At 33.0% G+C, this 14,131-nt stretch carries 18 protein-coding genes and 1 pseudogene; 7 read left to right on the forward strand and 12 right to left on the reverse strand.

The annotated features are described in order from the left end of the window. Positions 1–39 precede the first annotated feature (39 nt). The 4 genes from IJE64_RS07960 to IJE64_RS07975 form a co-directional block, all read right to left on the reverse strand. Complete coding sequence (locus IJE64_RS07960) at positions 40–387, reverse strand: carboxymuconolactone decarboxylase family protein (RefSeq protein ID WP_292784488.1); 348 nt, start codon at positions 385–387, stop codon at positions 40–42. A 225-nt stretch (positions 388–612) separates the two neighbouring features. Then, entirely contained in the window at positions 613–1,470 is an 858-nt protein-coding gene (locus IJE64_RS07965; RefSeq protein ID WP_292784490.1) for an aldo/keto reductase, read from the reverse strand. A 13-nt stretch (positions 1,471–1,483) separates the two neighbouring features. Next, positions 1,484–2,335, reverse strand: coding sequence for an SDR family oxidoreductase (locus IJE64_RS07970; protein ID WP_292784492.1), 852 nt, complete (start codon positions 2,333–2,335; stop codon positions 1,484–1,486). 3 nt (positions 2,336–2,338) lie between these two features. Then, entirely contained in the window at positions 2,339–2,779 is a 441-nt protein-coding gene (locus IJE64_RS07975; RefSeq protein WP_292784495.1) for a MarR family winged helix-turn-helix transcriptional regulator, read from the reverse strand. Between the two features lie 104 nt (positions 2,780–2,883). Between IJE64_RS07975 and IJE64_RS07980 the strand changes: the two genes are divergently transcribed. After that, positions 2,884–3,492, forward strand: coding sequence for a flavodoxin family protein (locus IJE64_RS07980; RefSeq protein WP_292784498.1), 609 nt, complete (start codon positions 2,884–2,886; stop codon positions 3,490–3,492). 11 nt (positions 3,493–3,503) lie between these two features. Beyond that, positions 3,504–4,049 carry a DapH/DapD/GlmU-related protein gene (locus tag IJE64_RS07985; RefSeq protein ID WP_292784500.1) on the forward strand — a complete coding sequence of 182 codons (546 nt, stop codon included), beginning with the start codon at positions 3,504–3,506 and terminating at the stop codon, positions 4,047–4,049. A 306-nt stretch (positions 4,050–4,355) separates the two neighbouring features. Here IJE64_RS07985 and IJE64_RS07990 read toward each other — a convergent pair whose 3' ends face one another. The 7 genes from IJE64_RS07990 to IJE64_RS08020 form a co-directional block, all read right to left on the reverse strand. Then, entirely contained in the window at positions 4,356–5,117 is a 762-nt protein-coding gene (locus IJE64_RS07990) for an EFR1 family ferrodoxin (protein ID WP_292784502.1), read from the reverse strand. A gap of 31 nt (positions 5,118–5,148) precedes the next feature. Further along, positions 5,149–5,925 carry an MBL fold metallo-hydrolase gene (locus IJE64_RS07995; RefSeq protein WP_292784504.1) on the reverse strand — a complete coding sequence of 259 codons (777 nt, stop codon included), beginning with the start codon at positions 5,923–5,925 and terminating at the stop codon, positions 5,149–5,151. 22 nt (positions 5,926–5,947) lie between these two features. After that, positions 5,948–6,427 carry a bacterioferritin gene (locus IJE64_RS08000; RefSeq protein WP_292784506.1) on the reverse strand — a complete coding sequence of 160 codons (480 nt, stop codon included), beginning with the start codon at positions 6,425–6,427 and terminating at the stop codon, positions 5,948–5,950. Positions 6,428–6,508: 81 nt separating this feature from the next. Beyond that, positions 6,509–6,955, reverse strand: coding sequence for a MarR family transcriptional regulator (locus IJE64_RS08005; protein ID WP_292784509.1), 447 nt, complete (start codon positions 6,953–6,955; stop codon positions 6,509–6,511). Positions 6,956–7,462: 507 nt separating this feature from the next. Beyond that, positions 7,463–8,041: a zeta toxin family protein gene (locus IJE64_RS08010; protein WP_292784512.1), complete on the reverse strand. Its 579-nt coding sequence runs from the start codon at positions 8,039–8,041 to the stop codon at positions 7,463–7,465. After that, positions 8,025–8,222 (reverse strand): hypothetical protein, encoded by a 198-nt coding sequence (locus tag IJE64_RS08015; RefSeq protein WP_058738427.1) that lies wholly within the window; start codon positions 8,220–8,222, stop codon positions 8,025–8,027. Before IJE64_RS08015 ends, IJE64_RS08010 begins: the two co-directional genes overlap by 17 nt. Positions 8,223–8,554: 332 nt before the next feature. Next, positions 8,555–9,925, reverse strand: coding sequence for an MFS transporter (locus IJE64_RS08020; RefSeq protein ID WP_292784518.1), 1,371 nt, complete (start codon positions 9,923–9,925; stop codon positions 8,555–8,557). 164 nt (positions 9,926–10,089) lie between these two features. Here IJE64_RS08020 and IJE64_RS08025 point away from each other — a divergent pair, with 164 nt between their 5' ends. From IJE64_RS08025 to IJE64_RS08045, 5 genes and pseudogenes are all read left to right on the forward strand, one after another. Further along, the gene (locus IJE64_RS08025; RefSeq protein WP_292784520.1) at positions 10,090–10,263 is read left to right on the forward strand and encodes a hypothetical protein; all 174 of its coding nucleotides are present in this window, start codon (positions 10,090–10,092) and stop codon (positions 10,261–10,263) included. A gap of 811 nt (positions 10,264–11,074) precedes the next feature. Next, the gene (locus IJE64_RS08030; RefSeq protein ID WP_292784523.1) at positions 11,075–11,599 is read left to right on the forward strand and encodes a GNAT family N-acetyltransferase; all 525 of its coding nucleotides are present in this window, start codon (positions 11,075–11,077) and stop codon (positions 11,597–11,599) included. A gap of 219 nt (positions 11,600–11,818) precedes the next feature. Next, a complete protein-coding gene (locus tag IJE64_RS08035) occupies positions 11,819–12,346 on the forward strand; it encodes a DUF134 domain-containing protein (protein ID WP_292784526.1) in 528 nt (175 codons plus the stop codon). Positions 12,347–12,363: 17 nt separating this feature from the next. Continuing rightward, entirely contained in the window at positions 12,364–12,651 is a 288-nt protein-coding gene (locus IJE64_RS08040; RefSeq protein WP_292784529.1) for a DNA-binding protein, read from the forward strand. Positions 12,652–12,688: 37 nt separating this feature from the next. Continuing rightward, positions 12,689–12,867 (forward strand): annotated as a pseudogene (locus IJE64_RS08045) (4Fe-4S dicluster domain-containing protein). Positions 12,868–12,961: 94 nt separating this feature from the next. Here the strand turns inward: IJE64_RS08045 and IJE64_RS08050 are convergent. Further along, complete coding sequence (locus tag IJE64_RS08050; RefSeq protein ID WP_292784532.1) at positions 12,962–14,092, reverse strand: acyltransferase; 1,131 nt, start codon at positions 14,090–14,092, stop codon at positions 12,962–12,964. Positions 14,093–14,131: the final 39 nt, after the last annotated feature.

Raw genomic sequence — 14,131 nt, forward strand, 5'->3', positions numbered from 1 at the left:
TGGCGCTTAATTAAAAAAAGTTAAAAATGAACGAAGAAATTATTCTTCGTTTTCATCTTCTTCCATTGATGCTACGACACTGTTTAAGATTTGAAGTGATTTGGAAAATGCTGGCATACCTGATGTCAACAATACGACTCTTAAAACATCCACGATTTCTTCTTTGGTAATGCCCAATACTTCAATTGCACTTCTAATTTGTTTTTTAGTGGCTCTTGGATCTGCACGGGAAGCAGTGATACCAATTGCAATTAGCTTTTGAGTTTTATAATCTAAGACATTGCCATCCCATACAGTATCGTTAATGTCAGATACCAACTCATATAAATCAGGATATTCATCTTTTAGTTCTCTGATACCTTTACCGTAATATACATCTCCTTTCATAAAAATACCTCAATTATTTTAATTAATACTATTTTACTTTTTTAAATTATATATAAATAGCTATTAAATTAAAAATTACACCACATGCCTTAAATTCTTTAAGTTATTTAAACTTCTTGACAGCATTGATTTTTCAAATAGAATTTCAAAACCAAATTTAATCAAAAAAAGTCATTGGCAATTCGAATTATGGTGAATAAGTGATGGTTATATGACTTTTAGTGTTTAATCGTTTGCGTGTACATCAAATGCTGAAAGCAGCATTTCACCCACACCTTCGGCATCAGGGTCATGGCTTCCCCTGCCGGTGTCAAGCGCTCTGATATTATCCATCTCATCATCATTAATCTTGAAATCGAATATGTCCATGTTGGATTTTATGTGTTCGTCCTTTGTGGATTTCGGAAATACGATTATTCCTTCCTGGTTTTCAAACCTTAAGATGACCTGCCCTGCATTTTTATCGTATTTATCTGCAATATCGGTAATTACCGGATTTGTTAAAAGATCATGCCTTCCTTGACCTAGTGGCCCCCATGATTCAAGTTTAACATCATCCTTGGCCATTATTTCACGGATCTCCTTTTGCTGGAAGTATGGATTGAATTCCACCTGATTAACAGAAGGCAAAGTATCAAAGTCCGGCACAAACCGGTTCCATAGTTTCGCAGTCATGTTGCTTACTCCTATTGATTTGATTTTTCCTTCATCCTTTGCTTCCTCCAACGCTCTCCAGGCTTCATCAACTGCACCGTAAGGCTGGTGCAGCAAATATAAATCCATATAATCTGTCTGAAGCTTTTTTAAAGACAAGTCAATTGCTTTTTTGGCATCTTCATACTTGTAATCCTGAAGCCACATCTTGGAGGTTATCCAGACATCTTCACGGTCAATTTCACTGTCCTGAACGGCACTGCCCACTTCCTCTTCGTTGAAGTATGCAGCAGCCGTGTCGATGTGTCTTACTCCGAATTCCAGTGCTTTTGAAACAGCATTGTATGTGCTTCCGTCAGCAGGAATCAGGAATGTTCCAAAACCTATTGAAGGTATTTCATTACCGTCATTTAATTTGAAAGATTTCATATCATTATCCTCCTTATTCAACCTGCAGAGAATATCTTCCGCTGTTTATTGCGGCTATCACTCCTCCGTCAATCAACAAATCGATTCCTGTTATGAATGATGACTGGTCACTTAAGAGAAATTCTGCAGCCCTTGCTATTTCTTCAGGTGTTCCGACCCTTCTTGCAGGAGATGAATTTATCATTTCCTGATAACCTTCACCTGCTGCTTCAAACTCATCATATGCAAGTGGAGTTACGATGATTCCGGGACTGATTGTGTTGATTCTTGCTCTTCTGTCACCCCAGGTTGTTGCGGCAGCTGTTCTCACCCTCAGATGATTTGCCCTTTTGGCAACGATGTATGCTGCACCGGAATTGACCATAGCATCGTTTTTGATAAAGTCAATGTTTTTAAGCTCATCAGTTGGCGCCATCGCTATTTCATTTTCAACTTCCGGAGGCAAATTCATCATGTAACCTGTCTGGCTTGAGATGATAAGACCTGATCCGCCTTCTGCGATGTAGTCTGCAAATACGTCAATGGTTTCAGCAGTTGCAACCAAATCCAGATTGATGATATGTTCGGGACTTGCCTGATTAGGTGAGGCACCCGCAGTATTAATGAAATGTTTTAAAGTTCCCAATTCTGATGCCCTTCTGGCAAATGCTTCAACGGAACTTTTATCCATCGCATCTACAACCTGTGTTTCTACGATGTATCCTTCATATCTTAGCTCTTTGGCTCTACTTTCAAGATTGTCTTCACTTATGTCTCCCAGAAATATCAGTTTGCCAGCACCTATTCTTTTAACTATTGCTGTTCCCATGCTTCCTGCACCTAAAAGTGCAATCACTTCCTTGTTTGTGTTCAAATCAAATTCCATAATCTAATCCTCCTTACTTATGATTTTAAATAGAATGTTTTTTAGAGTTGTTATCTCATCATCTGTTAAATCGGATGTTACGTCCTTTTCCCAGTCGTCTATGACTTTGATAAGTTCATCTGTCTTTTCAATTCCTTTTTCGGTTAACTTGACAATTTTTTTCCGCCTGTTATTGGGATCCTCCTCTCGTTTGATATATCCATTGTCTTCGAATTTGCGAAGAAGTTTTGCAATGTATGCTCCGCTTACATTGAATACATCCACCAAGTCATGCTGGGTCGTTATGTCGTCGAATCTTATCCTTAAAAGAACTGACAGTTCTTTGATTGTCATGTCATTGTCCTTTAGGACACTGCTGAAAAATGATCCGTAATTTGAAATGATTTCTTCAACGTAATGGTAAAAGAATATCTTTTCCGGATTGTCACTGTAAATCATAATCATCTAAAAATTACTTTTATATTACCTACTATAAATACCTAACCATAGTTAACAATTAACTATATATAATAATTAATCATAATTATATATTAAAGGATGAGGATAACATGAAAGTATTGTTGGTGAACGGAAGCCCTAACAGGGAAGGCTGCACCTACGTGGCATTGAATCAGATTAAAGAAACATTAAAAAACGAAGGCATCGGTTCAGAAATATACAGAATAGGGCACAAGGACATCAGAGGATGTATAGACTGCAGAAAATGCAGTGAATTTGGAAAATGCATATATGATGATGAAGTGAACAGTTTTGTTGAAATGGCCAAGGAATATGACGGATACATATTTGGAGGACCTGTGTACTATGGAACTGTAAATCCCACATTGACCAACTTCATGACACGAGTTTTCTTCTCATCATTTTTCGGAGGAAAAAGAATATTCCGATTGAAGCCTGCAGCAGCAGTTGCAAGTGCCAGAAGAGCAGGGACAATGACTGCCATCGATACAATAAACAGATTCTTCACATGGGCGGAAATGCCAATAATAAGCTCAACATACTGGAACGTGATATATGGAACAAAAGCAGAAGAGGCACTGAATGATCATGAGGGATTGCTTACAATGAAAAACCTTGCAAGAAACATGGCATGGTTTTTAAAGATAAAACAGCTAAGCATTGAGGAAGGAATTCCACTTCCAGAACACCTTAGATAGGAGATGATTAAATGGATTATGAAATAGTAGACATTAGAGAAATGACCCCCGAGGAAATGAGTGATGCAATCAAAATGAATGAGACTGTATTTAAAATCAATCACACAATGCCGAATAGTGAAGAATACGATAATCTTTTAAAGGAACTGTTTGGTGACAATTTAGGCGAGAACAGCCGTATAATTGCACCCATTGCAGGCGCTGCATTTGACCACATGAAAATTGGCAACAATGTTTTCATCAATTCCAATTCCCTTTTGATGGCACGTGGCGGAATAACAATCGAAGATGACGTGATGCTTGCTGCCAATGTCCAGCTACTTTCAAACAACCACGACGAATATGATCGGCAGGTTTTGCTGTGCAAACCAATCCACATCAAAAAGGGAGCATGGATTGGAGCAGGAGCAAGTATTCTTCCAGGAGTTACAATCGGCAAATATGCAATTGTTGGAGCGGGAGCTATTGTTACAAAAGATGTGGGCGACTATGAAGTGGCAGTAGGCATTCCGGCTAAAATAGTTAAAACACTGGACAAGGACAAATTCAAAAGATAGATGATGCTATAATTCTCATAATAACCATTCATAATATTTGAAGGGCAATTGAAAAATATTTAATTAGTATAAGTGTAAAAAAAGTAGTGTAGAGAGAAAAGGTATACAACTATCGCATGAGTGTTCATAAAATAACCTCAATTAATTTAATTAATACTATTTTACTTTTTAAATTATATATAAATAGCTATTTTGGAAGCTACAAAAAATAGGAATTAATAGATAATGGTGAAATATATATTAACAATATTGTCATTAATGTGTAGATATTAAAAACTAGAATTCTACTTTTATCATGAAGGTAATTTATACTCTTTGCCAGTTGCTTTTAATTATCTCGGAAAGTTTAATGTTTGGATTTCTGTATCTCTCATTTGGATTGGCTTCATCATTTATTGTTAGTGTATGTGTTTTGCAATGGTGGATGCAGCCTAAACAGAAATCACATGTATCTCCAAAATAAGGCTTTTCATCAATAAGTTCAATATTTCCTCTTGGACATACTTTAGTGCATACTTCACACCCACTGCAGTCTTCTCCAACTTGGATGTGATATTTTTCAGTCATTGTAGTTTCCAATACAACTTCAATATTCTCAACATCCGTAAAAAGTTCCTTATCCAAAATATATTCCTTTTTGGCAAGAATGTCATCCTTGATTTTTTCAATCTCATCAATGATGTTTAAATCTTTTTTCAATTCGATTTCATCAGCCATGTCAAACACAGGAAGGAAATTATCAACCATTAACACTGAATTTGTGTAGTTAACATTAATGCCCCTTTTGTTGAATGTTTCCTTCATTATTCGAAGAGCATTCTGATCGCCGTCTCTTCCATAGGATGTTATCAAAAACAAATAGTCAGTTTTGATGTTGACCTTTTCAACAAATTCCCTAATCAGTTTCGGGGAAGTTGCAAAAAAAACTGGAAAGATGATTCCTACAGCATCATCTTCAATGTTAAATTCATTGGCTTTCACAAGTTGAGGAATGCTGATTAAATCCCCTCCAAAGTGTTTTGCAATGAATAGATTATTTCCGGTTGAGGTATAATACAATATTTTCATTTTTAATCAAAAAAGAATTTAAAGAAAGCATTTATTCGGGATAAATACTTTCCGGTTGGTTATCTAAATCTATAATATATTTGTTTTCAAGGTTTTCAGGACCTAATGGAGTGTGTGTTGACAGATACACTGTAGGATTGTTTTTGATGAATTCACGTACATTGTCTAATGTTTCCCTTGCCTTTTCGATGTCTTCAAAAACTATGGACAGCTTGTTTGCATAGAGTGCTTCATCAGTATATGTTATATCTCCATGAATCATGTAGAATAAATCATCATCTTCCACAATAACTATGCTGTTTCCGGTAGTGTGGCCTATTGCCTGAATAAGATATACTCCGTCAACAATTTTTTCGGCTTTTGGGAAATTCTTATAAATGGTTTCATAATCAACTGTTATGATGTTGTCGCCATCAAGTTTTAACTCTTCTGCTTCTGTTTTTGACAGGTATATTTTAGCATTCGGAAATTTTGACAATTCACCGGAATGGTCCGGATGTTTGTGTGTTAAAAGAATTCTTGATACATCTTCCACTTTGTAACCTAATTTTTCCAATGCTTCCACATAACTGCTTATTAGCTCCCCATTGTAGATTGGAGTTGAATCATCAGGTTCGGGAATAGCCAATCCTTCAGGAATTCCAGTATCTACAAGAATTATTTCATCTCCTGTATCAATCAGATAATTTTGAATGCTTGCCCGATATTTAATGGATGCATCGAAATTTTCCATTCCCTCTTCACCGCCAAAAGCAAAGGCCTGATTCATGAATCCATTTTTAAATGTTTTAACAGCTTTAATCTCCATTTTCCCCACCTAATAAATAAGTTTATTCAGCAGCTGGACCGTTGATTAACAATTGTGTCAGATAGTTTTGTTTTCCAATCATTTTGCATAGGTCTAATTGCTGTTCGCTCCAGTACATGTCTTCCTCTTCATCCTTGAGATATACTTTCATCAAATCATAAGTGGTTGCATCAAAGATTCCGGAATCCATTACTTCGTTTAAAAATGCAATTCCCTCAACTGATACGTTATAGTCATATTCTATGAACTCAACAATGTCTGTGTATATAGGTTTTGCTTCCTGTGCTTCCTGTTTGATTTCTCCACCCAAATCGAGGATTCTGTCCATGAACTGTTCTACGAAATCCATTTCTTCGGTTGCATGTGCAATATATTTGTCTCCTAGGGACGGAAATCCTAATCCTGCAAATATTTTAGCTTGAATTCTGTGTCCAAATGAATTTGCAGACAATCCAGTTACAATAGCTTGCAATACTTCAATAGTTTTTTCTTTGTCAGCCATGATTTTCACCTTTTAAGTAATAATCTACTTAAGTATCTTAAGTATAATATTATTTTTTGGTTCATGAATATTTAAGTTTTATCAGTATTCCGCTGCACCTTCACAAAAGACATATAGCATTTCTTTGAATTTCATTTTGTCTTCATCAGAGTAATCTTTAAAAATTTCTGATTCCCCTTCATTAATCATGTTTAAAAGAAAATTAAAAATGGACTCACCTTCATCAGTTAAACTAAGAGATTTTTTACCATTATCATCTTTTAAAAATTCGCGTTTAACATAACCACTTTTTTCCAGTCTTTTAACGATTTGAGCAACATTAGCTTCTGAAACATAAAGCAGAACTGCCAATTCCTTTTGGGATATGTTTTCATGATAGAAAATATTTGAGAGATAAGTGAAATCCCTGGGAGTGATATCCTTGAAATTCTCTTTTAAGAAATTGTCGTGAAGCACATTAATGTAGTTAATGAAATAAAAAAAGGGAGTGCTCTTCAAACGATCATCATCAAAATTTAAACTAGCCATACAACTCACCTCACAGTGATTAATAATATGTAGCTAGAAATTTATAAAAATATCTTCAGTTATATAAACAATAGCCGATTATGGCAATTAAAAATATTTAATTATTATAAATCTTAAAAAAAGTATTGTAGAGATGAAAGTACCACAACTATCGCATGAGTTTTCATATAATAACCTCAATTAATATTAATTAATACTATTTTACTTTTTTAAATTATATATAAATAGCTATTTTTAATTGATTCAATATTATCCATGATTTTTTTATCTTGGGATGTATACTTCATTTTATTTGCAGAAAGTAAAGATTAATTATTTGTAAAAATATGATAAAAATTGCAAATATACAAACATTTATATACTTACTAAAAGGAAGTCATCGAAAAATTGTATAGTTACTATTTATCTGGATTTTAGTAATTAAAAATTTCATTTATAAAGTAAGTGTATTTTTAAAATTTTATTTACAAATGGTAACTAGAAGAATAATTGCATATTTACCAAATACTAATTTTCATATTCTTTTATTCCAGTGAGTTTTTCAATATCTGAATAACTCCAATATTTATTCTCCCAATGATAATACACATCTTTTCTTTTCTTGAATATTCTAAATGGAACATTAGTATTGTCATAAATATGGACAATATCACAAATTTCAACCAAATCAGGAATTAAATTAAGCGCTTTTTCATATCTTGATTTGATTTTATCTTCAGGAACTCCATGACCACCCATGGATTCCCGCATTCTTACTCTTGCGATATTTATTTCATAATCATCTGTGAGAACATAGATGCATCTTAAAAAGTATCCTTTTTCTTTAGCCTTATGAAGTAACTTCAGATTTCTATCTGTAGAAAGCACTGTTTCAAATGTGAAATCTTCACCTTTTTCCAGCATTGATTTTCTGAGTTCTTCAGCTTTTTGTGCAGCCTCCAAATCACTGCATAAACTTGATTTTTTAATATCGTCAGCATTGATATAAACACCTACAGTTTTTGCCATACGTGTTATTGTGGTTTTGCCACTGCCATTAGGACCTGCAAAAACCATAACTTCAGGAAGCCTACTTTTCTGAGACATAAACTCTCCTTCCATCAGGATACTCTAAATAAGCACGTTTATTTTCATCATCATAACCAGCAATAGGAAGTCCTTTAATCTTACATATATCCTGATCAATTTTAATAGATGCTTTAAATCTTTCCGTAAGTTCTTCATCAGAAATTCCATATGTAGAATCTAATTCATTTTCTTCAACCAAAACAAATCCTCCTTATCACTAATTGTAATATAAAGTATCAACTTCATTAATAATAAATATTTTTGAAGTGAGAGTTAATGCAAAATACACTCATCTTTTCTTGAATGTTAAGTATAGTAATATTCAAAACGTGAATGGAAAAATAGGTTTATTTAAAGATTTTAGAAAAGAATATGAAAAGGAATATTCTCCTAATATTGTTGATGATTTTATAATTTTTTTAAAAAATGTTATAATCTTTTTTAATCAGATTTTTCCTAAATTTTCCAATTCCTGAAAATTCATCTGGCTTTACGTGGTGATGGAGTTTGATTGAATCACACATAGACAATTCAGGCAACATATGGATTTTTAATTTTATTAAATAGCAATAAGATTATTGAGGATATCCCTAAAAATATAACTATTGCCAGCATGATTTTGGATGAGATTATAAACAAAGGAATGTTACTTTCAAGAGTATTTGAAGTTCCTAAAACAAAACCGCAAGTTATGGAAAACAATGAAAGACTTATACTTTTTCCAACATCTTTGCTTGTGGACAACATTGTTGATGCATCAGACAAGTCCTTTTGCTCCACAAGTGTTAATACAAATCGATTGTTTGGTGATGAGAACAAACCGTGCCCGATTCCCTGAAGGACACATGCAATTAAAAGAACATAAACAGGCACACAGTCCATGAAAAACAGCAGCACCACATTAACTAAAATGAACGTTAAAGCAATGGATGAAATTGTACGCTCATCACTTTTATCAGAGAGTTTTCCAGCGAATGATGAAACAAACACTACTGCAATAGGTGTTGCAAGTAAAAACAGTCCTGTTAAACGAGCATCATATCCTAAAGCATTTTGTAAATAGAAATTCAATATATAAGATGCTATAAATGTCATAAAATACATTACAAATGCAGAATAATTACCTAAAAGATATTTGAAATTTTTTAAAAGCATTAAATTGTATACTGGATGTTTTTTATTCTTTTCAACTTTTAAAAATATGAATAAAAAGACGAGGCTCAGTATCAATATAAAGAAATTGCCGTCATCCAATCTGACAACACCATACAAAAATAATCCCATAAAAATAAAATAAATAATTGAACCTAGCTTGTCTATTTCATTAATGTCATCAGTATACCATTCCTTACCCAAATTAATCAATATTAATAGAGTAATGACATAAATTGGGATTAATATCATGAAAACCGCTCTCCAAGACAAGTAATAAACAACCAATCCCGATACGGTATTGGATAAGCACAAACCTACATATCCGCAAGACCCCATTATTCCCATGGCATAACCCAGCTTGTCTGAAGGAAGCTGTATCGTAACAATGACATACATGGCTCCATTAATGACCGCAGTTGCAACTCCCTGAATAATTCGAGAAATCAAAAGGGAGGCAATATCTGTTGAAAAAGCCGAAAGCAATAACCCTACAATCATTAATACAATACTATATTTAAGGTATCTTCCAATTCCATGTTTTGAAACAAATTTTCCCAGCGGCAGCATTAACGACACGGACGTTACTAAAAAAACCAAATTGATAGCATTTACCATTTCAACATTTAAACTTAAATCTGATGCTATTGTAGGGAGTGCTACCGTAACCATATTGGCTATGAATTGAACGCAAAATAACAGTAAGCATCCAAGAATCATAACCCTTTTGTCTTCAACTTCTTTTTTCATACGATATAAAAATATATTGATTTTATTGATATTAAAATATTCATTACTTTTAACCACCATTATGAATATAATAAATCATGATTTTTCATGTGCCTTGACAGACCGGACAAATTCAGCAGGATTAAGGACAACTTCATCGGAAAGGCAATTTTTTCATTAATCCTATGCGGTTACGGAATGTAGTTCTCACACGTGATTGCTGTAAAAGAGCTGTCCTACCACAATCCAGAATCCAGCCTGCTCTTCCCATTGACATTGTGCTGATAGTATTTTTAAGCTGGCTTCTGCCATACCTTATGAGTAAAGTCCCTTATCTTAAAACTGTCAGTGAGGTTTAATTCCACCATTAGTAATCATTATTCCGTTTTATCAACTTCGGTTTTAAATTACTAACTGAAATGAACATTTAAATCCCGAGACATTAACTTTTTAAACATTTTACGCTTATCAAACGTCAACCGCCAAAAATTGACCTCTTTTGCAATTAAAAAAAAACAAATTCATCTGAAAGAGAGAAAATTCAGACCACAATGTATTATAAAATATAGTAATGTATGACATGTACTAAAAAATTTAGTACATACAAAAAAACAGAGATGAAAAAGATTAAAATAGCATAAGTTCTAAAGTGAGGTAAATAGCACAACTATCACATGAACTTTCATATAACTCCTCTCCGAAATAATTTTAACTAATTAATGATTTAATTTTTAAGTTATATATAATTAATAGCTATTTTTAATTAACAAATATCAAATGGTGATGTGGCTCAACTATCTCAGAAAAAATCCACTCATCGAATAAAAATTAACTAACAATGAACTATAAAAAAAATTTTTAAAAGAGATTTGAAAAATTTAAAAGTAGTAAAAGAAAAAAACAATGTCCCCAACATGAAACATGCTTGAGTAGGTAGACATTGAATTAATCCAATTATTCAAAATTTAGAATTTAAGTACCCAAAAATGGATTTTAAACTCTTAATGAACATTATTAAAGAAATTATATATAAAGTTTGTTATTTTTTAATTTATAAATGTAGAAAGTGTCGATTAGAGCTCAACAAACCCAAATATGACCTTTTAAAGTTATCGCTAAACAATAGTTCCAATATTCGAAGATTTCTACAGTTTAAAGGAGAAATCAATTATGGCATTGATTAAATTACAGGAAAAAGATTCTACAGAATTTAAAAGATTAATGCAGGAATCATTTCAATTAGGTTATGAAGAAGTCATCGGCAAATGTAAAGAGTTGATATTACCTGAAAAAGACATCGATGAATGCTTAAACAGAAAAAACATCTATGCGTATCTTCTTAAAAATAATGAGGAAATACTTGGCGGTGCAATTGTAGAAATTAATGAAAAGACACAGACCAACCAATTGGATTTCTTATTTGTAAATGTTCACAGTCAAAATGCAGGAATTGGACAAAAAATCTGGAGAGAAATAGAAAATCTATATCCCAATACGAAAATATGGAAAACCTACACACCATACTTTGACAAAAGGAATATTCATTTCTATGTAAACAGACTGGGATTTCATATAGTAGAATTCTACAACGAAAAACATCCCGACAAGAATTGGGATGAAAACCATCCTATGGAAGATCAGGAAATGTTTGAATTTGAAAAGATTATGGGTAATAGACATACATATATACGCTGAAAACCGATTAAATTTTGATATCCTTACAGTTAATGTTAGAAACGTTTCATTAAAACCATGTCCTTGAACTTATTTTGATTCTAATAATGGTCAGAATCAATAATGATGGTGAATATAACTCCACCCACAACTTTCGGATTTTACTCGTAAGGAACACATTTATATAATAGTTATGAATTTGTATTCATAATACCTGAAGGTACATTTGGGGAGAATAGTATGGTAAGACCTAAACGAATGAGAAGAGTAGTTACATGTCACAAACATGAGTTGCACCGGAATCGAAAACCGATTGAATTATCAGTAGATGAGTTTGAAGCTATCCGATTTAAAGATTATCATGATATAAAGCAAACTGAGGCTGCTGAATTTATGGAAATTTCACAGTCAACATTTCACAGAATCCTGAATTCTGCAAGACATAAATTGGCTACCTCTTTAATTGAAGGCCGACCAATAGTTGTTGTAAAAGGTGATACAATGATTAATCCGAACAAATATTTATGCGAAGATTGTGGTTTCCAATGGTCAAATCCAGAAAAGAAATATGAAGAATGCCCTGATTGCAAATCAACAAACATTCGCAAATTAAACGCAAACAACAGAAGAAATCAAATGTCAAATGATACATGCAGTTGCCCTAACTGCGGTTACACTGAGCCAAAGATTAGAGGCATTCCATGCAGAACCAAAACATGCCCTGAATGCGGTTCACCACTACAGGGAAGAGGATTATGCAATATTTAAATAGGAGATGAATTAAAATGACTGACAATCTGGAATATATATGCAAAGAATGCGACTTCAATTGGATAACATTAAACGGCGAACATAAAATGTGTCCTAAATGCCACAGCGAAACAATAGAATACGTTGGAAAAGTCGAAGGATTGGATGTCGATTCCATATTGAATCACAACAAAAGGATGGGAGGATGCTGCGAATCTGCCCGTGGAAGAGGTCCAATGACATGTGGAAAACCATATCCCGACCACCATGACCCTAATATCCCACATAACCCTAAAAAATGCTGTGGACACAGAGTATACTAAAAAATACTCATCTTTAATTATTTTGGAGGTTAAAAAAATGGCTGACATTACAATAGACACCAGCAATGTGATGATTTCGGAGACTGTACAGACGTCTGCCCAATGGAAGTTCTGATTCTTAAAGACGGCAAATTAACCATCAATGAACCTGATGAATGCAGTTACTGCGAAACCTGTGTAGACATATGTCCCAACGAATGCATCACAATCAAATGAAAATTCAAATCATTCCTTTTATCATCATATTTTTTTAATCATATGATAATGAGAAATCCGAAAAAAAAATAAAAAAAATGATGATTTGCATCATTTAACTATTTGAATTTAAATACTTATCAAATTTCAAGTATATATTCTCTTCAAATTGTGCAAATCTCTTTTTAACTTTTAATTTTCTGAATAATAACTCTCTTATCCAATCAACTAAACCACAAACAACAAATATTCCTGCTCCAATAAGAATGACACTTATAAACAATGAAATTGGATCCATGTGAGCTATAAATTCAAATTTTTTATCAAAGAAGAAATGTGCAAGTGACATGTTATTGTGTATAAGATAGACTCCAAAACAGACCGGAGTAAAGAATTCTATAACAGATATGACGGCTGATTTAGTAATATTCATTTTTTTAAAGAAACAGAATAATGCAATACCTCCAATGAAATATAATGGAGATAAATAACAATTAAATGAATATAAGTTAAATCCAGGTTCTATTAAACCGGATACATCAAGCACATACCTCAATATCCAGGATATTAAAAAACATGCAACATAAATCAAAAGCCATTTGTAATTTTTAAACATTTTAAATATCTCATATTTATGTATAAGGCCGCCAGTGTAATATAACACTAAAAACCATAAAACACTGTATCCCTGATTAAGAGTAAATGCCATATCCTGATTTAAAATTGCAGGCAACAGTGAAAATATAATGAATAAACTTAAAAATACTGACAAATCCTGTTTTTTAGTAAAATGTTTCAATCCTAAGTTTATAAACGGTGAAAGCAAAAACATTCCAACATATGCTGTGAAGAACCAATATCTACTAAATTGAGCTTTAGTAAAAAATGTAGGAATAATTGCTTTCCAATATTGTTCCAAACCAATTTCATTAGGAAATATAAATTTCAACGCGATTATAATAATTATGGAATAAAATAAAACCTCCGCCCATAGCGTTAATAAACGATAATATCTGGTCTCTTTACCATAATAGACATAACCTGTTATCAAAACAAAACAATTAACAGCAACCAACAGTATTGACTCTAATAACCATGCCGATTCATATTGTAGTGAAAGCGGTACAGTAGCACCAATTACGCCTCCCTGACCCAATATATGAACCATAGGCACCATCAACATGGATACAACCCTAAGCAGGTCTATTCCATAATCCCTTTTAGTAACACTTATATTAATACTCATAGTTCATCCCTCATAGATTTTAAAAAAAATATGTACAGA

This window comes from Methanobrevibacter sp. (assembly GCF_017409525.1).
Classification (GTDB): Archaea; Methanobacteriota; Methanobacteria; order Methanobacteriales; family Methanobacteriaceae; genus Methanocatella.